Origin of the sequence: Sphingomonas epibiotica, assembly GCF_039615155.1 — a bacterium.
Lineage (GTDB): Bacteria > Pseudomonadota > Alphaproteobacteria > Sphingomonadales > Sphingomonadaceae > Sphingomonas.
In genome coordinates this window covers 1-22,770 of the sequence record NZ_JBDGHY010000006.1, presented here as the reverse complement: position 1 = coordinate 22,770, position 22,770 = coordinate 1, and the positions used below count along the sequence as shown (strand labels likewise).

Annotated in this window: 26 protein-coding genes and 1 other RNA gene; 8 read left to right on the top strand and 19 right to left on the bottom strand. The window is 66.5% G+C overall.

Going from position 1 to position 22,770, the window contains the following annotated elements; genetic code table 11:
- Nucleotides 1–24 precede the first annotated feature (24 nt).
- Genes rpsO through rimP form a run of 9 tightly spaced genes read right to left on the bottom strand, consistent with a single transcriptional unit; the run spans nucleotide 25 to nucleotide 8,652 of the window.
- Nucleotides 25–294 (bottom strand): 30S ribosomal protein S15, encoded by a 270-nt coding sequence (gene rpsO / locus AAIO73_RS12820; protein WP_242118915.1) that lies wholly within the window; start codon nucleotides 292–294, stop codon nucleotides 25–27.
- 11 nt (nucleotides 295–305) lie between these two features.
- Nucleotides 306–1,313: a tRNA pseudouridine(55) synthase TruB gene (gene truB, locus AAIO73_RS12815; RefSeq protein ID WP_345878599.1), complete on the bottom strand. Its 1,008-nt coding sequence runs from the start codon at nucleotides 1,311–1,313 to the stop codon at nucleotides 306–308.
- Complete coding sequence (locus AAIO73_RS12810) at nucleotides 1,313–1,876, bottom strand: thymidine kinase (RefSeq protein WP_345878597.1); 564 nt, start codon at nucleotides 1,874–1,876, stop codon at nucleotides 1,313–1,315. Before AAIO73_RS12810 ends, truB begins: the two co-directional genes overlap by 1 nt.
- Nucleotides 1,877–2,284 carry a 30S ribosome-binding factor RbfA gene (gene rbfA / locus AAIO73_RS12805; protein ID WP_345878595.1) on the bottom strand — a complete coding sequence of 136 codons (408 nt, stop codon included), beginning with the start codon at nucleotides 2,282–2,284 and terminating at the stop codon, nucleotides 1,877–1,879.
- 3 nt (nucleotides 2,285–2,287) lie between these two features.
- Nucleotides 2,288–2,893: a hypothetical protein gene (locus AAIO73_RS12800; protein ID WP_345878594.1), complete on the bottom strand. Its 606-nt coding sequence runs from the start codon at nucleotides 2,891–2,893 to the stop codon at nucleotides 2,288–2,290.
- Nucleotides 2,890–5,727, bottom strand: a complete 2,838-nt coding sequence (gene infB, locus AAIO73_RS12795; RefSeq protein WP_345878592.1) for a translation initiation factor IF-2 — start codon at nucleotides 5,725–5,727, stop codon at nucleotides 2,890–2,892. The genes AAIO73_RS12800 and infB overlap by 4 nt, the downstream gene beginning before the upstream one ends.
- Before the next feature lie 4 nt (nucleotides 5,728–5,731).
- Complete coding sequence (locus AAIO73_RS12790; protein ID WP_526023802.1) at nucleotides 5,732–6,487, bottom strand: DUF448 domain-containing protein; 756 nt, start codon at nucleotides 6,485–6,487, stop codon at nucleotides 5,732–5,734.
- On the bottom strand, nucleotides 6,468–8,090 hold the full coding sequence (gene nusA, locus AAIO73_RS12785; RefSeq protein WP_345878590.1) for a transcription termination factor NusA: 1,623 nt from the start codon (nucleotides 8,088–8,090) through the stop codon (nucleotides 6,468–6,470). Before nusA ends, AAIO73_RS12790 begins: the two co-directional genes overlap by 20 nt.
- Nucleotide 8,091: 1 nt before the next feature.
- Nucleotides 8,092–8,652: a ribosome maturation protein RimP gene (rimP, locus tag AAIO73_RS12780; protein ID WP_345878588.1), complete on the bottom strand. Its 561-nt coding sequence runs from the start codon at nucleotides 8,650–8,652 to the stop codon at nucleotides 8,092–8,094.
- 185 nt (nucleotides 8,653–8,837) lie between these two features.
- Between rimP and AAIO73_RS12775 the strand changes: the two genes are divergently transcribed.
- Nucleotides 8,838–10,004, top strand: a complete 1,167-nt coding sequence (locus AAIO73_RS12775) for a PQQ-dependent sugar dehydrogenase (RefSeq protein WP_345878586.1) — start codon at nucleotides 8,838–8,840, stop codon at nucleotides 10,002–10,004.
- On the opposite strand, the gene AAIO73_RS12770 is transcribed toward AAIO73_RS12775, so the two are convergent.
- Nucleotides 10,001–10,417, bottom strand: a complete 417-nt coding sequence (locus AAIO73_RS12770; RefSeq protein WP_345878584.1) for a DUF1810 domain-containing protein — start codon at nucleotides 10,415–10,417, stop codon at nucleotides 10,001–10,003. The two genes, AAIO73_RS12775 and AAIO73_RS12770, sit on opposite strands and share 4 nt — an antisense overlap.
- On the bottom strand, nucleotides 10,414–11,181 hold the full coding sequence (gene ubiG / locus AAIO73_RS12765) for a bifunctional 2-polyprenyl-6-hydroxyphenol methylase/3-demethylubiquinol 3-O-methyltransferase UbiG (protein WP_345878583.1): 768 nt from the start codon (nucleotides 11,179–11,181) through the stop codon (nucleotides 10,414–10,416). Before ubiG ends, AAIO73_RS12770 begins: the two co-directional genes overlap by 4 nt.
- A gap of 53 nt (nucleotides 11,182–11,234) precedes the next feature.
- Here ubiG and AAIO73_RS12760 point away from each other — a divergent pair, with 53 nt between their 5' ends.
- Nucleotides 11,235–12,482, top strand: a complete 1,248-nt coding sequence (locus AAIO73_RS12760; protein WP_345878864.1) for an aspartate kinase — start codon at nucleotides 11,235–11,237, stop codon at nucleotides 12,480–12,482.
- 140 nt (nucleotides 12,483–12,622) lie between these two features.
- Here the strand turns inward: AAIO73_RS12760 and AAIO73_RS12755 are convergent, their stop codons facing one another.
- Nucleotides 12,623–13,039, bottom strand: a complete 417-nt coding sequence (locus AAIO73_RS12755; protein WP_345878863.1) for a secondary thiamine-phosphate synthase enzyme YjbQ — start codon at nucleotides 13,037–13,039, stop codon at nucleotides 12,623–12,625.
- A gap of 89 nt (nucleotides 13,040–13,128) precedes the next feature.
- On the opposite strand from AAIO73_RS12755, the gene AAIO73_RS12750 reads away from it, so the two are divergent.
- Nucleotides 13,129–14,115: an NAD(P)H-dependent flavin oxidoreductase gene (locus AAIO73_RS12750; RefSeq protein WP_345878862.1), complete on the top strand. Its 987-nt coding sequence runs from the start codon at nucleotides 13,129–13,131 to the stop codon at nucleotides 14,113–14,115.
- A 263-nt stretch (nucleotides 14,116–14,378) separates the two neighbouring features.
- On the opposite strand, the gene AAIO73_RS12745 is transcribed toward AAIO73_RS12750, so the two are convergent.
- Together AAIO73_RS12745 and AAIO73_RS12740 are read right to left on the bottom strand one after the other, a co-directional pair.
- A complete protein-coding gene (locus tag AAIO73_RS12745; protein ID WP_345878582.1) occupies nucleotides 14,379–14,774 on the bottom strand; it encodes a hypothetical protein in 396 nt (131 codons plus the stop codon).
- A 93-nt stretch (nucleotides 14,775–14,867) separates the two neighbouring features.
- Complete coding sequence (locus AAIO73_RS12740; RefSeq protein ID WP_345878580.1) at nucleotides 14,868–15,881, bottom strand: polyprenyl synthetase family protein; 1,014 nt, start codon at nucleotides 15,879–15,881, stop codon at nucleotides 14,868–14,870.
- A gap of 120 nt (nucleotides 15,882–16,001) precedes the next feature.
- Between AAIO73_RS12740 and AAIO73_RS12735 the strand changes: the two genes are divergently transcribed.
- Both AAIO73_RS12735 and AAIO73_RS12730 read left to right on the top strand, forming a co-directional pair.
- A complete protein-coding gene (locus AAIO73_RS12735; RefSeq protein ID WP_242118945.1) occupies nucleotides 16,002–16,292 on the top strand; it encodes a chorismate mutase in 291 nt (96 codons plus the stop codon).
- Nucleotides 16,289–17,398: a glycoside hydrolase family 130 protein gene (locus AAIO73_RS12730; protein WP_345878577.1), complete on the top strand. Its 1,110-nt coding sequence runs from the start codon at nucleotides 16,289–16,291 to the stop codon at nucleotides 17,396–17,398. The genes AAIO73_RS12735 and AAIO73_RS12730 overlap by 4 nt, the downstream gene beginning before the upstream one ends.
- 151 nt (nucleotides 17,399–17,549) lie before the next feature.
- Here the strand turns inward: AAIO73_RS12730 and AAIO73_RS12725 are convergent, their stop codons facing one another.
- The gene (locus AAIO73_RS12725; RefSeq protein ID WP_345878575.1) at nucleotides 17,550–18,323 is read right to left on the bottom strand and encodes a TSUP family transporter; all 774 of its coding nucleotides are present in this window, start codon (nucleotides 18,321–18,323) and stop codon (nucleotides 17,550–17,552) included.
- Nucleotides 18,324–18,401: 78 nt separating this feature from the next.
- Nucleotides 18,402–18,747: a transfer-messenger RNA gene (gene ssrA / locus AAIO73_RS12720) on the bottom strand.
- A 43-nt stretch (nucleotides 18,748–18,790) separates the two neighbouring features.
- On the opposite strand from ssrA, the gene AAIO73_RS12715 reads away from it, so the two are divergent.
- A complete protein-coding gene (locus AAIO73_RS12715; RefSeq protein ID WP_345878573.1) occupies nucleotides 18,791–19,222 on the top strand; it encodes an RrF2 family transcriptional regulator in 432 nt (143 codons plus the stop codon).
- A 57-nt stretch (nucleotides 19,223–19,279) separates the two neighbouring features.
- Here AAIO73_RS12715 and AAIO73_RS12710 read toward each other — a convergent pair whose 3' ends face one another.
- Nucleotides 19,280–19,582 (bottom strand): hypothetical protein, encoded by a 303-nt coding sequence (locus tag AAIO73_RS12710; protein ID WP_345878571.1) that lies wholly within the window; start codon nucleotides 19,580–19,582, stop codon nucleotides 19,280–19,282.
- An 88-nt stretch (nucleotides 19,583–19,670) separates the two neighbouring features.
- Here AAIO73_RS12710 and AAIO73_RS12705 point away from each other — a divergent pair, with 88 nt between their 5' ends.
- Both AAIO73_RS12705 and AAIO73_RS12700 read left to right on the top strand, forming a co-directional pair.
- Nucleotides 19,671–20,093 carry a CBS domain-containing protein gene (locus AAIO73_RS12705; RefSeq protein WP_345878570.1) on the top strand — a complete coding sequence of 141 codons (423 nt, stop codon included), beginning with the start codon at nucleotides 19,671–19,673 and terminating at the stop codon, nucleotides 20,091–20,093.
- A 47-nt stretch (nucleotides 20,094–20,140) separates the two neighbouring features.
- Nucleotides 20,141–21,067: a hypothetical protein gene (locus tag AAIO73_RS12700; RefSeq protein ID WP_345878568.1), complete on the top strand. Its 927-nt coding sequence runs from the start codon at nucleotides 20,141–20,143 to the stop codon at nucleotides 21,065–21,067.
- Here the strand turns inward: AAIO73_RS12700 and AAIO73_RS12695 are convergent.
- Both AAIO73_RS12695 and AAIO73_RS12690 read right to left on the bottom strand, forming a co-directional pair.
- Nucleotides 21,064–22,533: a lipopolysaccharide biosynthesis protein gene (locus AAIO73_RS12695; protein WP_345878566.1), complete on the bottom strand. Its 1,470-nt coding sequence runs from the start codon at nucleotides 22,531–22,533 to the stop codon at nucleotides 21,064–21,066. The two genes, AAIO73_RS12700 and AAIO73_RS12695, sit on opposite strands and share 4 nt — an antisense overlap.
- A gap of 53 nt (nucleotides 22,534–22,586) precedes the next feature.
- Nucleotides 22,587–22,770 (bottom strand): hypothetical protein (locus tag AAIO73_RS12690; RefSeq protein WP_345878565.1); only part of this gene is annotated, 184 nt, incomplete at its 5' end.

Sequence of the window (22,770 nt, the reverse complement as noted above, 5' to 3'; positions counted from 1 at the left end):
GCCCGTCGGACCGCCCTTTCTTCGTTACTTCCGAAGGCCGAGCTTCGCGATCAGCGCGCTGTAGCGCTCCGCGTCCTTCTTCTTCAGATAGTCGAGCAGCGAACGCCGCTTGTTGACCAGCATCAGCAGACCGCGACGCGAATGATTGTCCTTCGCATGGGTCTTGAAATGCTCGGTCAGGTTCTGGATGCGGGTGGTCAGGATCGCGACCTGCACTTCGGGGCTGCCGGTGTCGCCTTCGGCGCGGGCATGTTCCTGGATGAGGGCCTGACGGTTTTCAGCAGTGATCGACATCGTCGTCCTTTCTATTCGAGGTTGAAGCCGCGGACGACACGGGTTTCCCCGCCTTCGGTCTCGACCAGCGCCACCGGCACATCGTCCAGTGTCGCAAAGCCCAGACCGTCGTCCGCTGCAAACCCGATCAGTCGAAGCCCCTTGCGGAGCCGCCCTGCCTGATCGGGGTCGAGGGACAGAGCCGGGATGTCGTCCAGCCCCGCCCCCAGTGGCAGGAGCGTTTCTTCAAGCGCGTGGCCCTTACCCAATTCCGCCAGTTTGTCCAGCGAAATGGCCGGGGCGAGGGTGAAGGGGCCGGCTTTGGTGCGGCGGAGCATGGTGACGTGGCCCACCGTGCCGAGCGCGAGGGCGATGTCGCGCGCGAGGCTGCGGATATAGGTGCCCTTGGAGACGAAGGCGGAAAGGGTGATTTCGCTCAATTCCTCCCCGCTCGCGGGGAGGGGGACCGCCGGCGCAGCCGGTGGTGGAGGGGGGGTAGCGGCATCCACAGCCGTTGCGTTGCGCGGCGATCCCCCTCCACCAGCTTCGCTGGTCCCCCTCCCCGTGCCGGGGAGGATCCGCAGGGAAGATATCGTCACCTTGCGAGTCGCGAGGACGACTTCCTCACCCTTGCGAGCAAGGTCGTAGGCGCGTTCGCCATCGACCTTGAGCGCCGAATAGATGGGCGGCACCTGTTCGATCGGTCCGGTAAAGCGCGCCAGCACCGATTCGATGCCGGCGAGCGTCGGCCGCACCGGCGACTCGGCGATCACCTTGCCTTCAAGGTCGAGCGTATCAGTCTGCGTGCCGAACCGGATGGTGAAGTCGTAGCGCTTCGACGCATCGAGCATCCGCCCGGCAAGCTTGGTCGCTTCGCCGATCGCGACCGGCAGCACGCCGCTCGCCAGCGGGTCGAGCGTCCCGCCATGGCCGACCTTGTGCTTGCCATAGCCGCCCTCGCGCAGCGCCCGCTTGACTGCCGAGACGACCTGGGTCGAACCCGGCCCCAGCGGTTTGTCGATAATGATCCAGCCGTGCATCAGCGCATCGCCTCGCAGAAATGGCGGCGGCACAGCGCGACATAGCGGTCGTTGCCGCCGATCTCGGTCTGTTGCCCGGCGCGCACCGCATTACCCTGCGCATCGACGCGCAGGTTCATCGTTGCCTTGCGCCCGCATGTGCAGACCGATTTCAACTCGATCAGCGCATCGGCGATCGCCAGCAGTCGCGCCGATCCGGGGAAGAGGTGCCCGAGGAAATCGGTGCGCAGGCCATACGCCAGCACCGGTACGCTCAGTTCGTCGGCGATGCGGGCAAGCTGGTCGACCTGCGCCTCTGTCAGGAACTGCGCTTCGTCGACCAGCACGCAGCCGACCGGTTCGGCGGCGATACAGGCGTACAGATCGCTACCCTCGTCGAACGGAATTGCGGGGGCAGACAGGCCGATGCGCGAACCGATCACGCCCATGCCCTCGCGCGTGTCGATCGCGGCGGTGAACAGCATCGTCGTCAGCCCGCGCTCGCGATAGTTGAAATCCGCCTGGAGCAATGTCGTCGATTTGCCTGCGTTCATCGACGCATAATAGAAATAGAGCTTGGCCACTCAGTCCTCGGCCGTGCCGTTGTCCGGTTCGAGGTCGCGCGCGACCTTGGGATCGCGCAGCAGCTGGTCGATGCGGCTGCCTTCGTCGAAGCTCTCGTCGATCAGGAATTTGAGCTTTGCGGCATATTTCAGGTTCACCCGCTTGGCGACCTCCGACTGGAGATAGGCGGTGTTAGTGCGCAGCGCCTTCAGAACCACTTCTTCGTCCTTGCCGAGAAACGGCTTCACGAACACCGTCGCGTGGCGCAGGTCGGGCGACATGCGGACTTCGGTGACCGAGACGAAATGGCTGGCCAGCACCTCGTCATGCACGTCACCGCGCGCGAGGACGTCGGACAGGACGTGGCGGACCTGTTCGCCGACGCGAAGCAGGCGGACGGAGCGGGTTTCTTGCGTGGAGTCGGTCATGGCCTAATCGAATTGACAGTGGAACCAGTGGCTGTCGAGTCGCTGGCACCAGATGGTATTGCTGCCGAAGACAGCGGCGATGTCGGTGGCGACCGGTCCGCCGTTCCAGCCGCGCGCGGCGGCCAGGCGGTCGGTCGGGTCATGGACGATGCCCGCCCAGCTTCCGGTCAGCGCGTTAACGGTGCGAAAGGCGACACGCGAACCGGAACGTTCGATATCGCTGACGTGGGTCGGCATCGGACCGCCGGTCAGCGCCCGATCGAACGCGCTACGCTCCGATCGCACCAGCCACCATGACGGTGCGACATGCGACCAGTAAAGAGCGTGGCTCGTGAGAAAGGCGGCGAAGGGCAGTGCGATGATCGGCACGAAGCCGAATAACAATGCCGGCATGCCGGAGGCACGCCACCGCCAACTTTGCACCAGTCCGTCGATCAGCAGTCCCAACCAGCACAGCGCCAGCAAAGCTGCGACGATCGGTATCGCCCAATAGGGAAAAAGGTTGGCGACGAACAATGCCGCCGCCCCGCCGATTACCCAGACCGCGGCCAAGCGCAACCGGGGGCGGAGGGTGGCGGCAAGGGTTGCCCCCTGCCGCCCGTCACTCACAGCGTACGATCGCGTAGTTCGACTTCGTAGGTTTCGAGGAAGTCGCCCGCCTTGATGTCGGTGAAGTTCTGCGTGAACGTGACACCGCATTCCAGACCCGCACGTACTTCGGGGACATCGTCCTTGAAGCGGCGCAGCGACGCGATCTCACCCTGGTAGATGATGACGTCGTTGCGCGTGATCCGCGCCTTGAGCGCCTTGCGGATGATGCCTTCGACCACCAGCAGACCGGCGGCCTTGCCATGCTTGCCCGCCGAGAAGACTTCGCGGATTTCGGCACGGCCGACGACGGTTTCGAACGCTTCCGGCCCGAGCGTACCCGCCATGCCCGCACGGATATCGTCGGTCAGCGTGTAGATGACGTCGTAATATTTGAGCGCCACCTTGTTCCGCTCGGCGATCTCGCGTGCCTTGGCATTGGGACGGGTGTTGAAGCCGATGATCGGCGCGCCCGATGCCGCCGCCAGCGTCACGTCGCTCTCGGTGATGCCGCCGACGCCCGAATGCAGGATCCGCACCCGGATATCGTCGGTCGAGATCTTGTTAAGCGACCCGACAATGGCCTCGACCGATCCCTGAGTATCGGCCTTGACCACCAGCGGATATTCGATCGCCTGCTTCGACTTGAGTGCCGAGAACATGCTCTCGAGGCTGGCCGGCGCCTGGGTGGTGCGCTTCTGGAGCAGCACGCCCTGACGATATTCGGCGACCTCGCGGGCACGCGCCTCGCTCTCGACGACCTGCAACGGATCGCCCGCCATCGGCACGCCCGACAGACCCAGCACCTCGACCGGGGTCGACGGGCCGGCGGTCTTCACCTGGCGACCCTTGTCGTCGATCAGCGCGCGGACCTTGCCGCTTTCCGCGCCGACGACGAACACGTCGCCGACCTTCAGTGTACCACGACGGACCAGCACGGTCGCGACCGGGCCACGACCCTTGTCGAGCTTCGCCTCGATCACGCTGGCTTCGGCCGGGCGATCGGGATTGGCCTGCAGCTCGAGCAGTTCGGCCTGGAGCTGGATCTTCTCGATCAGCTGGTCGAGACCGGTCTTCTTGAGCGCCGACACTTCGACGTCCTGGGTTTCGCCGCCCATTTCTTCGACCTGCACGTCATGTTCGAGCAGGCGTTCGCGGATACGCTGCGGGTTCGCCTCGTGCTTGTCGACCTTGTTGATCGCGACGATCATCGGCTTGCCCGCGGCGCGGGTGTGATGGATCGCCTCGATCGTCTGCGGCATCAGCCCGTCGTCGGCCGCCACCGCGAGGATGACGATGTCGGTAACGTCGGCACCGCGCGCCCGCATTTCGCTGAACGCTTCGTGGCCGGGCGTGTCGAGGAAGGTGATCCGCGACTTGTCCTTCAGCGTGACCTGATACGCGCCGATATGCTGGGTGATGCCACCGGCCTCGCCGCGGACCATGTCGGTACCGCGCAGCGCGTCGAGCAGCGAGGTCTTGCCGTGATCGACGTGACCCATGATCGTGACGACGGGCGGACGCGGCTGCAACGCCTCGGCCGAATCCTCGGCAGTGTCGAGCGCCAGATCGACGTCCGAATCGCTGACGCGAACGATGTTGTGGCCGAATTCGGTCACCAGCAGTTCGGCGGTGTCCTGATCGATCGTCTGCGTCATCGTAACGGGCATGCCCATCTTGAAGAGCGTCTTGACGAGGTCGGCACCCTTTTCCGCCATGCGGTTGGCGAGTTCCTGCACCGTGATCGCCTCAGGCACCTGCACGTCGCGGACCTGCTTGATCTGCGGTTCGCGCGGGCCGCCAAAGCCACGCTTTTCCTTCTCGCGTGCACGCTTGAGTGCCGCGAGGCTGCGCGAGCGCGCACCGTCGTCGCCCAGCGCACGGGTAACGGTCAGCTTGCCCGATTGACGACGATCGTCGCCCTTGCGGTCGCGCGAAGGCGCGGGACGTGCCGGCTCGTTGCGACGCGGGGTCGCCTGGCCAGTGCCCGACGGCGTCGGACGGGCGGCTTGGCCGCCGGCGGCGGGACGCGCGGCCGGCGTCGCGGCCGCCGTCGGAGCAGGCGCGGGGGCCGGCTCGGGCTTGGGCTGCGGCTTGGGGATTTCCGGACGCTGCACCGGGGTGAAGCGACGCGGTGCCGGCCGGTTGGGGTCGGCAGTCAGGACGATCGGCTGCGGAGCCGGCACGGGCGCAGGAGCCGGACGCGGCGCAGGCTTGGCCTGAACCGGAGCAGGCTTCGGCGCGACCGGTGCGGGTGCAGGCGCAGGCGTCGGTGCCGGAGTTTCGGCGACCGGTTCCGGAGCAGGCGCAGGAGTCGGCGCTGCCTCGACAGGTGCAGGCGTCGGCTCGGGGGCCGGCGTCGGTGCGGCAACCGGTTCAGGAGCGGGTGCAGGCGTCGGTTCCGGAGCGGGCGTCGGCTCGGCAGCGGCGCGGGCCTTTTCCTCGGCACGGGCGCGCTCGGCCTCGGCCGCTTCACGGGCGAGGCGTTCGTCGCGACGACGATGTTCCTCGGCCGCATTCATCCGCGCTTCTTCGGCCTCGCGCAGCAGCTTGGCCTGCAGTTCGTGACGCGACAGGCCGGCGTTGCTGCTGACCGCCGGACGCGGGGCAGGGGCCGCCGGCGCTGGCGCCGGACGCTGCTGCGGCGCAGGTGCCGCTTCGGGGGCTGCCTGTTCGACAGGCTGCTGTTCCTCGCCGGGACGGCCAAGCACACGGCGGCGCTTCACCTCCACGACCACCGTGTTGGAGCGGCCATGGCTGAAGCTCTGCTTCACCTTGCCAGTTTCCACGGTGCGCTTGAGGCCGAGCGGCGCGCGGGTGCCCAGCTTCGGCTTGTCGTTGTCGATGTCGCTCATCCGGTTACTCAGGTTCCTGCTTCAATTGGTCGACGCCAATGTGTCCGACAACGTCCGTGCCGGAAAATTGCGCCGTCGATGCGCCCTGCGAAGATGTTTCGCAAGCCGCAGGGATAGGTTCGGGTCCGATAAAGTGCAGCCAGCGGGACAGCGCGTCATTGGCTCGCTGTGCCGCCCGTGCGTCGGTCAGGCCGACATGTACCACATTTTCGCGCCCAAGCGCTAACGACAATATGGTGCGCGGGACCGGCAATGCCAATCCCTTGCGCCCGGAACCTTCGTCATCGGTTCCGACCCGCCATGCCTGTGCCAGTTTTCCGGCGCCATCGGGGGCGGCGTCGGACGCATGGTACAGACCGTACAGCTTGCCGCTGCGTGCCGCCTTGTCGATCGCGGTGCCGCCGATCACGACGAAGCCCGACTTCGCCTCCAGCCCCAGCCGGTCGAGCGCGTGACGGCGCAGCGCATCCTCGACCAGTTGCGGCAGATCGGCGGGGATCGTCAACGCCGCGCCCTTGAACGCGCGCGCCAACGCACCCTTCAACCGCCCCTTGGCGATCGCGGTTTCCAGCTCGGCGCGGGTTACCCCGATCCAAGCGCCACGGCCGGGAGCCTTGGCACGCACATCGGGCAGTACGTCGCCATCGGGCGAGAGCGCGAGTCGGACCAGCCCGTCGCGCGAGCCATGCTCACGCGACAGGATGCAGCTGCGCTCGGGGCTGTCGGTTAGCCGCGCGGTGTCATTGTTCGGATTCCGCAACTGCGTCCTCCGACTCTTCGACCGCAGCGTCTTCATCGGCGAACCAATGGGCGCGGGCGGCCATGATGATCTCGTTACCCTGTTCGTCGGTCAGGCCATATTCGGCAAGGATGCCGCCCTTGGGCGCTTCGCGCTTCGGGGCGTCGTCGCCGCGACGGCGCGGTTCGGCCTTTTTCTTTTCGACCAGTTCGTCGGTGGCGAGGTCGGCGAGGTCGTCGAGCGTCTTGATGCCCGCCTTGCCGAGCGTGACCAGCATCGCTTCGGTCAGATAGGGCAGTTCGGCCAGATCGTCCTCGACACCCAGAGCGGTGCGCTCTTCGCGAGCGGCCTGTTCGCGGCGCTCGATCGCTTCCTGCGCCCGGCTTTGCAGCTCCTGCGCAAGGTCCTCGTCGAAGCCCTCGATGCTCGCCAGTTCCTCGATCTCGACATAGGCGACTTCTTCGAGTTCGCCGAAGCCTTCGGCGACCAGCAGCTGCGCCAGCGTCTCGTCGACGTCGAGTTCCTTCTCGAACATGCCCGAGCGTTCGATGAATTCCTTCTGCCGCTTTTCCGACGCATCGGCTTCGGTCAGGATGTCGATCGCCTTGCCGGTCAGCTGGCTGGCAAGACGGACATTCTGGCCGCGACGACCGATGGCGAGCGACAGCTGATCGTCGGGAACGACGACCTCGATTCGGTCCTCTTCCTCGTCGAGCACCACGCGGGCGACGTTGGCCGGCTGAAGCGCGTTGACGACGAAGGTCGCGGTGTCGGGCGACCACGGGATGATGTCGATCTTTTCGCCCTGCATTTCCTGCACGACGGCCTGCACGCGGCTGCCCTTCATGCCGACACAGGCGCCGACCGGATCGATCGAGCCGTCATGCGAAATGACGCCGATCTTCGCGCGCGAACCCGGATCGCGGGCCGCGGCCTTGATCTCGATGATGCCGTCGTAGATTTCGGGCACTTCCTGCGCGAACAGCTTCTTCATGAAGTCGGGGTGGGCGCGGCTGAGGAAGATCTGCGGGCCGCGATTCTCGCGACGCACGTTCAGGATCAGCGAGCGGACGCGGTCGCCAACGCGGACCGCTTCGCGCGGAATCTGCTGATCGCGGCGGATGACGCCCTCGGCGCGGCCGAGATCGACCACGACGTGACCGAATTCGACGCGCTTGACGACGCCGGTGATGATTTCACCCTGGCGATCCTTGAATTCCTCGAACTGGCGCTCGCGCTCGGCGTCGCGGACCTTTTGCAGGATGACCTGCTTCGATGCCTGCGCCTGGATGCGGCCGAATTCGATCGGGGGCAGCGGGTCGACGATATAGTCGCCGATGCCGGCACCCTTTTGCAGCTTCTGCGCGTCCTTCTCGCCGATCTGCTTGAAGTGATCGTCGACCAGCTCGACGACTTCGAGCACGCGCCAAAGGCGCAGGTCGCCGGTGTTCGGATCAAGCTTCGCGCGGATGTCATTTTCCGAACCATAGCGCGTCTTGGCGGCGCGCTGGATCGCGTCTTCCATCGCCTCGATCACGATGGCCTTGTCGATCATCTTTTCCGATGCGACCGAGTTCGCGATCGCGATCAGTTCCGCCCGATTGGCGGTGACGGCGGTGGCCATGTCAGTTCAGTCCTTCTGCGTCAGCCGGTTCGTCGTCGGCAGGTTCGTCTTCATATTCGTCGGCACCCTCAGTCGACAGCGGTGCCGTCGCTTTGAGCAGCGCATCGGTGATGATGAGCTTGGCATCGATGATCGCCGCGAAGGGCACGGTCATCGCCTTGTGCTTGCGCACGTCGATGCTGACCTGCTCGCCATCGGTGCCGAGCAGGATGCCGGTCAGTTGCTTGCGATTATCGATCGGCGCGTCGAGCGTCACGCGCGCCTCGAATCCTTTCCAGTCGTCATAATCGGCGAAGCGCGTCAGCGGCCGGTCAATGCCGGGCGACGAAACCTCCAGCCGATAGGCTTCCTCGATCGGATCCTTCTCGTCGAGCAGGTCGGAGATGCGACGCGACAATTCGGCGCAGTCGTCAATGGTCAGCTGGCGGGTGTCAGGACGCTCGGCCATGACCTGCAGCGTCGGGTCCGACTTGCCGCCCATCATCTTCACGCGCACCAGCGCGAAACCCAAGGCCTTGGCCTCCGGTTCGATCAATCGCCTCAGTTCGGCGATATCCGCCATGCCGTCTCCATCAGCTACGCCGCTTCGCTGCCGGTCCCTGTTGGAACCGGCCTCGGCACGTTAACGATGTCGAGGAAGCAACGTCCATATATGTAAAATTGCATGTCTCGGCAAGGGGCGCAGGATCGTCGCGCCCGGCACCGCGTTGCCACGGGCAAATATGTCGTTTCGAGAGGATGTCGCCGATGCTGCCGTTCCGTTCGCTGATCCCCGCCGCCGCCCTGCTGGCAGCGTGCAACGCCGGCAGTGATGTCGATGCGGCGCCGGTCGTCGTCTCGCCCGCGCCGACCGCCACCGCGACTCCGGCCCCCACGCCCAGCCCGACCACCGGCGGCGTGCCGTTCGCAACGCGCGACGTGGCGACGTTCAATGCCCCCTGGGCGATGACCTTCCTCCCCGACGGGCGGATGCTGGTGACCGAGAAGGGCGGCACGCTGCTGCTGGTCAGCGCCGATGGCAGCCAGCGGACCACCGCCGCGACCATTCCCGTCGATTCGGGGGGGCAGGGCGGGCTGATGGACGTGGTCCTTGCCCCCGACTTCGCGACCAGCCGCCGCGTCTATCTGAGCTATTCGGTGGCGGGCGATGGCGGCAAGGGCGTGGTGCTGGCGCGCGGGGTGCTCGACGGCAACCGCATGACCGGCATCACCGAATTGTTCCGCGCGACGCCGTTCGTGAGCGGCGACGGCCATTATTCGGGCCGCATCGCCTTCGCACCCGATGGCCAGCACCTGTTCTTCACCAATGGCGAACGGCAGAAATTCGATCCGGCACAGGACCCCAAGGCGACGCTCGGCAAGGTGCTGCGCCTGACACTCGACGGGCAGCCGGCGGGCGATCCGGGGCTGACCGCGAAGGGCTTCCATCCGGCGGTATGGTCCTACGGGCACCGCAATCTGCTCGGCATTGCCTTCGATGCGCAGGGCAATTTGTGGGAACAGGAAATGGGGCCGAAGGGTGGGGACGAGGTCAATCTGATCGTCGCCGGGCGCAATTACGGCTATCCCCTGGTATCGGAGGGCGATCATTATGACGGCCGACCGATCCCGCGCCACAGCACCCGTCCCGATCTGGAAGCGCCCAAGGTCGCGTGGAATCCGGTGATCTCGCCGGGCGGGCTCATCGTCTATTCGGGCAAGCTGTTCCCGCAATATGCCGGCGACCTGTTCATCGGTGGCCTGTCGAGCGAGGCACTGGTCCGGGTCGACGTCAACGGCACCAATGCCGCCAAGGGCGACCAATGGCCGATGAATGCCCGCATCCGCGAGGTGGAAGAGGGGCCAGACGGTGCGATCTGGGTGTTGCAGGACGGGGCGAATGCCAAGCTGCTGAAGCTTACCCCGCGCAGCTAGAGACGGGCGAGCGTGGCCGAATCACGCTCGCCGTCATAAAAAGCGTCGAGGATCGCAGCGAAGATGGGTTCGCTGCCATCCGCCGCCGCCTCGAACAGCGTCATCGACGAACGGAGCTTGATTGCGTCGATCGATCCGAGGATGCGGCCAATGTCGGTCCCACGATGCGGCAGCAGCGCCTGCGCCGACTCGCGCAGCCGTGCCCCGAGCAGCGGATGGTCGAGATAGGCGCGGGCTTCGGCGAGGTCGCGAACCGCGAAGTGGCGCGCGGTCGGGCTCTGGCCGAGGCCGGCGATCTGGGGAAAGACGAACCACATCCAGTGGCTGCGCTTGTCCCCGGCACACAGTTCGGCGAGCGCAGTGGGATAGCTGTCGCGCTGGGCGTCGGTGAAACGGTCGAGCGTATCGCTCATCCGGCAGTCGCCGTCAGGAAATAGTCGAGCGACACGTCGTCCGACAGCTTGAAGCCGTGCGCGGCGGAGAAGGCGAGGCCGGTCGGCGGGGATACGGTCATGCCGCCGGCCCGCAGATGCGTGGTCAGCTCGTCGGGCGTCAGGAACCGGTCCCAGTCATGGGTGCCGCGCGGGATCAGGCCAGTGCCTTCGCCGACCGCGATCATCGCGAGGCGCGACAGCGCGGTGCGGTTCGGCGTCGACACGATCAGCAGCCCGCCCGGCGCCACCGCCTGCGTCAGCGCATGGGCGAAGGCGGCGGGGTCGGCGACATGCTCGATCACCTCCAGCGACGTGACGAGGTCGAACTGCCGTCCCGCGACCGCTTCGACGCCGCCGGCCAGATAGTCGATCGACAGGCCGGACTGCGCGGCATGGGCACTGGCGGCACCGATATTCTCGGGCGCGGCATCGACGCCGGTCACCTGTCCGCCGAGCCGGGCGAGCGGCTCGGCGAGCAGTCCGGCGCCGCAGCCGACATCGAGCACCGTCCTGCCAGCCAGCGGGGTGAAGCCGAGACCGTCGCCGCCCCAGTGCGAATCGATCGCGGCGCGGACGAAGGCGAGGCGTACCGGGTTCAGTCGGTGCAGCATCGCCGAACTGCCATGCGGGTTCCACCAGTCGGCGGCGAGCTCGCCGAAATGCGCCGCCTCGCGCGCGACGACGCTTGATTGCGCGACCGCGGCTTTTGGGGACATAAAGATTGCTTCGCTTGCGTTCGTCATGGCGCTCTCCTATCAGCCGCCGCCATTCCCCCCAAGGATGAATGGCAAAACGCATGGCGCGGATCGTGATGAAGTTCGGTGGCACCTCGATGGCGGGGATCGAACGCATTCGCAACGTCGCCCAGCGCGTCAAGCGCGAGGTCGAATCGGGCAATCAGGTCGCGGTGGTCGTGTCGGCGATGGCCGGCGATACCGACCGGCTGGTCGGCTTCTGCCGCGAGGCATCGGCGCTGTACGACCCGCGCGAATATGATGCGGTGGTGTCGTCGGGCGAGCAGGTGACCAGCGGGCTGCTGGCGATCGCGCTGCAGGCGATCGGCGTGCCGGCGCGGTCGTGGCTGGGCTGGCAATTGCCGATCCGCACCAGCGACGCGCATGCCACCGCCCGCATCGAATCGATCGACACGACCGCGCTGGACGAAAGCCTGGCGCGCGGCGAAGTGGCGGTGATCCCCGGATTTCAGGGCGTGACCGACGAGCAGCGTATCACGACGCTGGGGCGCGGCGGGTCGGACACGTCGGCGGTGGCGATGGCGGCGGCGATGCAGGCCGATCGCTGCGACATCTACACCGACGTCGACGGCGTCTATACCACCGACCCGCGCATCGTACCGCGCGCGCGCAAGCTGGCGCGGGTGACGTATGAGGAAATGCTCGAGCTCGCCTCGGTGGGGGCGAAGGTGCTCCAGACCCGATCGGTCGGGCTGGCGATGAAGGAACAGGTCCGCGTCCGCGTGCTGTCGTCGTTCGACGATACGCGCGACGAGGACGGATATCGTGGAACGCTGATCGTCGGCGAAGAGGAAGTGACGGACATGGAACGGCAGCTCATCACCGGCATCGCGCACGACAAGAACGAGGCGAAGATCACGCTGGTCGCGGTGCCCGATCGCCCCGGCGCGGTCGGATCGATCTTCGCGCCGCTGGCCGCCGCTGGCATCAATGTCGACATGATCGTCCAGAATATCGCCCATTCGGCGGGGTCGACCGACGTGACCTTCACCGTGCCCGCCGCCGAACTGGCCCGCGCGCTCGACACGCTGGAAAAGGCGAGCGGCGATATCGGCTTCGCCAAGCTGCTGCACGACACGCGGGTCGCCAAGATCTCGATCGTCGGCGTCGGCATGCGCAGCCATGCGGGCGTGGCATCGACGATGTTCCAGACGCTGGGCGACCGCGGCATCAACATCCAGGCGATCACCACGTCGGAAATCAAGGTCAGCGTGCTGATCGAAGAAGACTATACCGAATTGGCGGTGCGCGTGCTGCACACGGCGTACGGGCTGGACGCAGAGGGCTGATCGTTCCTCCCCGGCACGGGGAGGGGGACCAGCCGCAGGCTGGTGGAGGGGGTTGGCCGTCCAACGCAACCGTTGTGGATGCCGACACCCCCCTCCACCACCGCTTCACGGAGGTCCCCCTCCCTGCGAAGCGGGGAGGATTATTCGCCTAGCAGGTGGACGGCGATCCTGCGGCGATGCGCCGCGCGACGGTGTTCGAACAGGTAGATGCCCTGCCACGTGCCGAGTACCGGGCGGTGGCCGATCACGGGAATCGACAGCGACGTGTTGGTCAATGCGGTGCGCAGGTGCGCGGGCATGTCGTCGGGCCCTTCCTCGTCATGGGCATAGCGGTCGCTTTCGGGCGCGAGGCGGCGGAAATAGCGTTCGAGATCGTCGCGCGCCGCTTCGCTGGCATTTTCCTGCACCAGCAGCGAGGCCGAGGTGTGGCGGCAGAACAGCGTCAGCAGCCCGCTGGCGATGCCCGTAGCATCGACCCAGTGCCGCACCTGTCCGGTAATCAGCACCAGCCCCTGTCCGTTGGTGGTGACGACCAGCTCGCCATGTTCCTGTCGCATCATCGTCCCTGCTTGCCCGAAGCCGTCCGCCCGCGCTAGGCGGGGCAATGACCAACGCTTCGATCGGCGCCGAGCGCCTTGAGCGCCGGATGGCGCGTGGCTGTGACTTTCTGGGTACCGAGACCGCGATCCTGTGCGGCGCGATGTCGTGGGTGAGCGAGCGCAACCTTGTCGCCGCAATCTCCAATGCCGGCGGATTCGGGGTGATCGCGTGCGGGGCGATGACCCCCGAGCTGCTCGATGCCGAGATTGCCGGGACCAAGGCGCTGACGACCAAGCCGTTCGGCGTGAACCTGATCACCATGCATCCGGCGCTGTTCGACCTGATCGACGTGTGCGGACGGCACGGCGTGACCCATGTCGTGCTGGCCGGCGGCCTGCCGCCCAAGGGGTCGCTGGAGGCGATCAAGGCGACCGGGGCCAAGGTCATCGCCTTCGCGCCCGCGCTGGCGCTGGCGAAAAAGCTGATCCGTTCGGGCGCCGATGCGCTGGTGATCGAGGGGATGGAGGCCGGCGGCCATATCGGCCCCGTCTCCACCAGCGTGCTGGCGCAGGAAATGCTGCCCGAGGTGGCGGATCAGGTACCGGTGTTCGTCGCGGGCGGGATCGGCCGGGGCGAGGCGATCGCCGGTTACCTCGACATGGGCGCGGCGGGCGTACAGCTCGGCACGCGCTTCGTGTGTGCGACCGAATCGATTGCGCATCCGGCGTTCAAGAAGGCGTTCTTGCGCGCATCGGCGCGGGACGCCGTCGCCAGCGTCCAGATCGACCCGCGGCTGCCGGTGATTCCGGTGCGCGCGCTCAAGAATGCGGGGGGCGAGCTGTTCACCGCGAAACAACGCGAAGTCGCGCAGATGCTCGACGAGGGCGGCGTGGCGATGGCCGAGGCGCAGTTGCAGATCGAACATTATTGGGCAGGCGCGCTGCGCCGGGCGGTGATCGATGGCGATGTCGAGCATGGCAGCCTGATGGCCGGCCAGTCGGTCGGCATGGTCACTAAGGAAGAGCCGGCGGCGGAGATCATCGCGACGCTGATGGCCGAGGCGGCGCAAGCGCTGGAGAAGCGCGCGGTTTGAGTCCAAAGTTCACAAAGTTCACACTTGCGCAGGGTTTGTGTCGGTCACGTCGGTGGAGTGACGCACCCGCGGCGTTTGGCCGTGCGGGTCGAGTTAGGACGATGCGACAGAACGTTGGGCGAGCCTGTCACAGCTTTGCGATGTAGGAAAGCGCCGGTCGGTTGTCGGATGGCGTAGCGGCGGAAAGGTGAGGGCGATCTGTCCTGCCCTTGCCAAGCCGAAGAAGCGAGAGGCGGGATCATGCCCCGGGGGTACGGGTGGGGCTAGGCCCTTCCATCTTCGCGCAGCCAGACCAGCGCTTCCTCGCGCGAATCGAACATCGGCAGATGGGGCAGCGCGCGCCGCACCTGCATCGATAGCAGCGCGCTGTTGCGGACCAGCGCGATCCGGCGCGAGGTGGTGCGCGAGCGGTCGGCGATTTCGCCGATCGCGGCGAGTATCTCGGGCGACTGGACAGCGAAGCCGGTGATGTCGAACAGCGCGACCTGCTCTCCCGGACGCACGCCGAGCGAAGGTAAGCGCGCGACCGCATCGCGCAGCGCCGCACCGAACCGCTGGACGGTGCCGAGGTCCCAATGGCCGAACAGCGCGAAGTCGAGCATCCACGGCGCAGAGGTGATGGCCCCGCGAAAGGCGGGATCGTCGGCGATTCGCATCATCGTCCTATGACATAGCGGCGCATATCGTGATGCGCGGCATGTAACGTCACAGGATATTGTTTAGAAAGCGTTTCCTGCCAAATTGCCAAGCAATCAGTAAGCGCGGCGCACCGCGAATTCGACCGCCTCGACCATCGCGTCCTTGGCTGGACCGTCGGGGAAACGACCGATCGCGTCGATCGCGCGCTGCCCGTAATGGCGGGCGCGGGCGAGCGTATCGTCGACCGCGCGCGACGATTGGACCAGGGTGATCGCATGGGCGAAATCGGCATCGCTCGCGCGCTTGCCCGACACCGCGTCGCGCCAGAAACTGCGCGCGGTTTCATTGCCGCGGGCATAAGCAAGGATGACGGGCAGCGTCATCTTGCCTTCGCGGAAATCGTCGCCGGCATCCTTGCCCATGGTATCGGCGTCGGACACGTAATCGATCGCGTCGTCGACCAGCTGGAAGGCGATGCCGAGATTGCGGCCATAGGCGTCGAGCGCGGCTTCGTCCGCGTCCGAACGTTCGGCGACGATCGCGGCGATGCGGCACGCAGCGGCGAACAAAGCGGCGGTCTTGGCACCGATGATGTCGAGATAGCGGTCCTCGGGCGTATCGATGCGGCGGATCGCGGTCAGCTGGTTGACCTCGCCCTCGGCGATGACCGCCGAGGCACCCGACAGGACGCGCAGCGCCTTCAGGCTTTCGGCCTCGACCATCAGTTCGAAGCTCTTGGAGAACAGGAAGTCACCGACCAGGACGCTGGCCGGATTGCCCCAGATAATGTTGGCGGTGCGCTTGCCGCGGCGCAGGTCGGATCCGTCGACGACGTCGTCGTGGAGCAGCGTCGCGGTGTGAATGAATTCGACCGCGGCGGAGAGCAGGTGATGGCGTGTGCCGCCGTACCCGATCAGCTTCGCACAGGCGAGGGTGAGCATCGGCCGCATCCGTTTGCCCCCGCCCGCGATCAAATGGCCGGCGAGTTCGGGGATCAGCGGAATCTTCGACTGCATCCGGTCGAGGATCACCGCATTGACGCGATTCATGTCGTCGGCGACCAGCGCCATCAGCGGATCGAGCGAGGGTTCGGTCCGCTTGTCGAGGCGGTGCAGGGTAGCCGTCATGTCCCAGCGATGTGGCGGTTCGCGCTTGCGAACGCAAGGGAAAGGCGGGGTTGCGCGACGCGCCCGGTCGCGCGAAAGGGGCGGACCCCCGGCACCCCCCGCCGTTCAGGAAGGATCGCCATGTCCGATGCGACGCTGCAACGCTTTCGCCAGAGCATCGACAATATCGATGCCGCTCTGGTCTTTCTGCTCGCCGAACGGTTCAAGGTGACGCAGGCGGTCGGCCGCTACAAGGCCGACGAAGGACTGCCTGCCGCCGATCCGGGGCGCGAGGAGGCGCAGATTGCGCGGTTGCGGTCGCTGGCGCGCGATGCCGATCTGGACCCGGAATTTTCCGAGAAGTTCCTGCGGTTCATCATCGACGAAGTGATTCGCCATCACCGGTCGATGCAGGATGGCGACGCGGCGTGAGCGACGACCGGATCGTCTTCGCGCCGGACGATGTCGATCTGACGCGATCGCCGCTCCGCCGCGACATATCCGAGCCGACCTATGTATTGGGCGCGTTCAATCCGGCGCTGACGCGGTTGCCCAGCGGCAATCTGTTGCTACTGGTGCGGATCGCCGAGGCTCTGCGTGAGCCGGTGCGGGGCGGGCAGGTGCGTTCGATCCGCTGGACGCCACGGGGCTATGTGCTCGACGGGTTCGCGGCAGAGGCGGCCGATGTGCGCGATCCGCGATTCTTCGCGCTGACCGGCGGGGCCTATCCGTTCCTCGGACTGACTTCGCTGTCATGGCTGTTACCGGTAGAATTGTCGGCCGATGGGCAGCGGGTCGTGGCGGTGCATTACGACCGCGCGGTCGAACCGTCGGGGCCTTATGCGCAGTACGGCGTCGAGGACCCGCGCATCGTCGTGATCGACGGCGTGTATTGGATGACGGTATGCGGCGTGTCGGGCGGGCGGCTGTGTACGGTGATGTACCGGTCCGAGGACGGGTTCGACTGGCGGTCGCATGGGATCGTCCTTGACCATGGCAATAAGGACATGGTGCCGTTCGAGGGGCGGGTGGGGGAGCGCTATGTTTCGCTGACCCGGCCGCTTTCCGATGCGTGGTTCGTTGCGGCGCCGGACGGGGCGGAAACGAGCGGGCCGAGCATCAACCTCGCCACTTCGCCCGACATGCTGCACTGGCGCCCGCTCGCCGAACCGGCGCTACGCCCGCTCAAGGGGGCGGCGGCGTACAAGCTGGGTGGCGGCACGCCCCCGGTGCGGACGGCGCGCGGGTGGATGCTGCTCTATCATGGCGTCGAGAAACAGGGCGCGGTGGGGGTGTACCGGACCTATCGCGCGCTGATCGATGCGGAAGCGGGCTGCGTGCTGGAGCGCGACGAGTCGCGACCGGTGCTGGAGGCGGCGTCCGACTTGATCGCACCGATCGCGCACCAGGCTTATCTGCCGCAGCCGGTGGTGTTCACGACCGGGATCGTGCGCGACGGCGCCGACTGGATCGTGGCGTCGGGCGAGGCGGACCTTGCGTGCCGACTGACGCGGATCGAGGGGCGGCGGCTGGACTGACGCCCGTTTAGTTCCGTCAAAAGTGGAACCGTTCGTGCTGAGTAGGGGCTGAGCGCAGTCGAAGACCCGTATCGAAGCACCTGCCACAGACGGTCCTTCGATACGCCCCTTCGACAGGTTCAGTGGCTACTCAGGACGAACGGGGTAGCGTTTAAATTTCCAGCCACACTCTCAACGGATTGGCCGGGTCGGCCATCAGCTTCACCGTCAGCGCCAGCGAGATGACGACCAGCAGCGGCCGGATCGCGCGCCCGCCGAACCGGATGGCGAGCGCCGCGCCGACCTGTCCGCCCGCAAGGCTGGCGAGCGCCATGGCGAGGCCGAGCGTCCACCACACATGCCCACCCGCGACCAGCACGGTGACGCCGGCCAGATTGCTGGCGAGGTTCAGCAGCTTGGTATGCGCCACCGCTCGCGTCGCGCCCATGCCGGCGGCGGTGACCAGCAACAGCGTGAAGAAGGATCCGGTGCCAGGGCCGAAGAACCCGTCATACGCGCCGATCGCCGCGACCGCGAGCAACAGCCCGGCCGGCGCGAGGCGGGTATGGGTATCGACGTCGGACAGGCGCGGACCGAACAGGAAATACAGCGCCATCGCGACCAGCAGGACCGGCAGCACGCCCGAGAGAAAATGCGGGTCGATCGCCTGCACCAGCGCCGCGCCGGCCGCCGCTCCGCCGAACGAGGCGAGCGCGGGCAGGGCGAACCGCCGCAGGTCGATATGCCCCTTACGCCAGAAGGCGAAGGTCGCGCCCGCCGTGCCGCACGAACTTTGCAACTTGTTGGTACCGAGGGCGACGACCGGCGGGACGCCCGCGGCGAGCAGCGCGGGCAGGGTGATGAGCCCGCCGCCGCCCGCCATCGCATCCAGCGCCGCCGCGCCGAACGCGACCAGCATGAGCAGGGCGATGAGGTCGATGTCCATGGGCGCGGGCGTAGCGGGCATGGGCGTGTTGCGAAAGGGAGTGGGGAGCTTCTGTTGCCCGGTGCTCCCCGTACCGCTGGAATCCGATTCTGTTGCCCGGTTCGGTCCAACCGCGCTATTTTGGAGTAACTTCAGGCCGTGAGGCCCTTAGTTACGCCGCAATCGCGAGTGCTTCGTTATCGTTGGCACTTGTGTGTATGGGCCGTTGCGGTGGTCCCATTCCGAACGAAAACAGCGCTTTTCAACACACGTCGATCCTGGTTCGGCCCCGTCAGAAACGGTGTCCAGAAACACCACCTTATGGTGGAGCCGCCGGGTACTGCCCCCGGGTCCGCTGCGTCTATTGCACGCCGCAGTTTATCGTCATAGCCGGCTGGAAGCCGACGGGAGGGATATAGGCGCTTGTCCCGGCTTTGAAAAGAAGCGTACTTCCCTTGCCGTGTCGCAAGTGGCATGGGCATTGGACGATGTTGACCCAGCGTTCCCGCTATGCGTTGCGCGCGATGCTGTTCCTTGCCGAACAACCCGCGGGCGAGGCGCCCATGCCGATGCACCGCATCGCCACCGCCGCGAACGTGCCGCGCAAGTTCCTCGAGCTGATCCTCGCCGATCTGCGCGAGGCGGGGTTCCTGCTGTCGACCAGGGGCAAGGCGGGCGGCTATCACCTCGCGCGCGCGGCGCATCTGATTTCGCTCGGCGAGATCATCCGCGTGATCGAAGGCCCGCTGGCGCTGGTCCCCTGCGTCAGCCGTACCGCTTATCGCCCGTGCGGCGACTGCAAGGATGAGGCGAGCTGCGCGATCCGCCACGCCATGGCGCGCGTCCGCGACGAGACCGCGCGCATTCTCGACGGGACCAGCCTGGCACAGGCGGCGGCGCTGGAACTGGCGGCGGCGTGACCCGGTAATCGGGCGTCTTCCGGTTTTGGACGTCTCGACCGGGAATCGCGCAGCACGTCATTCCCGCCGATCGCGCCCCGGATCGCGATCGGCGTTGAAGGCATCGACCGCCGCGTCATGCCCCGATCCGTTGCTCAGGAACACCAGCGCCATCAGCGCACCGCCCAGCATCACCGACAGCCCGACTCCGGCCAGCGTCGCGGCGGCGATCACCCAGTTCATCGACCCGATCCACCACCAGATACCCCCCAGCGCCAGCAGCGCGGCTACGGCCGAGATCGCGGCCATCACCTTGAGCAGCCAGCGAAACCTGCTCCAGGCGAACGCAGCATATACGGGGTCGTCGAGATCGTTCGCCATGGCTTTTCAATGGTGGCGAAGCGTGGAATTCTCAACCCATGGATGCCCCTGTCGCGTCGGACCGGGGCACCGGTGGGAGGAGAGGGCGATGACCATCGCGAAACTGTTGGGCAGGCGTGCGATCGTGTCGGTCGGGGCCGATGCGCGCGTGCGGGACGTCGTGGCGCTGCTGGCCGAACATCGCATCGGCGCGGTGCCGGTGCTGGAGGGGACCCGGGTCGTCGGTATCTTTTCCGAACGCGACATGATCCAGGCGCTGGTCGAACGCGGTGCGGCGGCGCTCGATCTGCCGGTCGCCGAACGGATGACCAGCCCGGCGATCACGGTCGATCCGGGCGCATCGGTGCTGGGCGCGCTGTCGCTGATGACGCAGCGGCGCATCCGGCATCTGCCGGTGATCGACGCCGAGCGGTTGGTCGGATTCGTGTCGATCGGCGACCTCGTCAAATATCGCATCGACGGGATCGAGGCCGAGGCGGAGGCGATGCGCGCCTATATCCAGCAGGGTTAGGCGCGCCGGTTGACGCCCGTTTAACCGGCGGTCGATAAGCAGGCGGCATGTCCTCGCTCGGCGAACATCTCAACTGGCACTGGAAGCAATGGCGGCACCGCCGGCTGGCGCGCGCCATTCTTGCGACGCCGCCGGCGACAATACGCGACGACGGCGTCATCGTCTTCTCGATGATCGGCAGCGCGGTGCTGCTCCCCTATCTGGTCGCGGTCAAATCGCTGCTGCATCATCTGCGGCGCGGCCGGGTGGTGATCCTCGACGACGGGACGCTGACCGCGGCGGACAAGGCGGTGCTGGCCGCGCAACTAGGCGACCCGCGGATCATCGCGATCGATACGGTCGCGACCGACCCCTGCCCGCGGCGCGACGTGTGGGAAAGGCTGCTGACGATCCTCGACCTGCGCGCGCAGGATTATGTGATTCAGCTCGATTCGGACACGGTGACGCTGGGTCCGGTGCCCGAGGTAGCGGCGGCGATCGATGCCGGGCGCAGCTTCACGCTGTTGGGGGAGGGTGACGCACGGCTGCTGCCGGTCGATGCCTTTGTCGCGACGCGACGCGCGGTCGATCCGTTGGCGAGCGCCACCCATGTCCAGGACGCTTCGGAAGCGGTGCTCGACCGGGTCGCCGTGCCGGGGCGCGAATCGCTCTATTATGTCCGGGGTTGTGCCGGGTTCGCTGGATTCGTGCGCAGCGAGGACGGGCGCGCCGTCGCCGAAACGCTGTCGCTGGCGATGGATCAGATTCTGGGGGAACGGCAGTGGCGCCGCTGGGGCAGCGAGCAGGTCGCCGCCAATTTCGTCGTTGCCAACGATGTCGAACCGGTGCTGCTTCCCTATGGCCGCTATTTCAATTTCTGGAATGCGGGCGTGCCGCGCGGCGCGGCGTTCGCGCACTTCATCGGTACCTATCGCTTCCACGGCACGGCCTATCTGCGCGCGACGCGCGACGCGATTCGGCAATTGCAGGGTTAGCGTCGCCGGACCATCGCGACCGCGTCTATGACCGCCGCACGGGCGAAGCACCACAACATGCCGGCATAAGCGCCGCCGCCGACCACGACCGAGAGCGCTAGCGTCACGACCGGCGAACTGGGCGCGATAACGGCGCGGGCCAGCAGGACCGCCCCCACCATCGCCACCCCGGCGGCAAAGGCCGGGCGGACGGCGGCGGCGAAGCTGCCGAGCGACAGGCCGATCACCGGCAAGGCGCGGTGGAGCACGATGCCGAGTAGGATGGGGTGCGCGAAGATCCAGGCCGCCGCCAGCCCGCTTATGCCGAAGCGCACGCCGACGAGGAACGCGAGCGGCAGCAGCACCGCGCCGATCGCCGTCGTCCGCGCGGTGATCCCCGGCCGCCCCAGCGCATCGACCACCGGCGGGAACAGCGTCTGCATCGCCATGAACGGCATGGCGATGCCGAGCAGCGCGACCAGCGGCGCCGCCTCCTGCCATTGTTCGCCCAGCGCGATCGCGACGACCGGTGCAGCGGTAACCGAAAGTCCGAGGAAGAAGGGGACCGCGACCAGCATCACGAGGCGCACCGACCGGACGAAGCCGTCCGTCACCGCCGTGCGATCATGTTGCATCCGCGCATAGGCTGAAAAGGCGACTTCATTAAGCGGCGGTACGACTTTGTTAGTGAAAATCTGGGTCAGGAACAGCGCGGTGGTATAGATGCCGACTACATGCGCATCGAACCAGCGCCCGGCGACGAGGATATCCGCCTGGCTCTGCGCGAAGCTCAGCAGGCTCGATCCGGCGACGACCCCGCCATAGCGGGCGAGATGCCCCGCGCCGCGAAAGTCGAAACTCGGCCACATCCATGCGTGGGCGGCGATGGTCAGTCCGATCGCGCGGGTCGCGAACAGCACCGCCGGGGCCAGTACCAGCGTCCAGACGCCGAGCCCGGCATAGGCACCAGCGATCGCAGCCAAAGCGCCGAGGAAGGAGGACAGCAGGTTGACCTGTGCCTGCCGATGGAAATCCATCCGCCGTGCGAGCAGCGCATAGGCGAAGGAGCTGAAGGGCGTAGTGACATAGAGCAGCGCCTGCACCCGGAGCAGGTCGGCGACGAACGGCTCGCGATAATAGGTGGCGGCCAGCGGCGCGACCGCAAACTGCACGCCGCCCAGCGTCAGGTTGAGCAGCAGCAACATCCCCAGCACTTGTCGCTGCTGTCGCTGCGATACCTCGCCGCGCTGGATCAATGCGTTGGCCAGCCCATGTCCGTTGAGCATGTTGAGCAACAACAACACGACCCCGGTCATCGCCACCAGTCCATAATCGCCGGGCGTCAGCATGCGGATGACGAGGAAGGTCGATGCCCATGACACGATCTGCCCGACAATCTGGCTGCCAGAGCGCCAGATCACGGCGCGCCGCACCTGTCCGTGCAGCGATTCGGTCGGGACAGGGGGCGATTCGGCAGAGGTGTCCATGCTGACACCTTGTACGCCAAGCGATTGAAACCGCGTAAACCCGCGGAAATCCGTCAATCTGCAACTTTCTCGAAACAAAATTGCAAAAAGCCGTTGACCGTTTCCAACATCGCCCGTAGAGGGCTGTTCACCGGACGGGGCGAGCCAATCGCTTCCACCGGGACAGCGAAACGCAGGCGACGCGAACCGCCCCTCCTAAAAAAGGGGTAGCGAAGCGACGCCGGTTTCTTTGTCCGC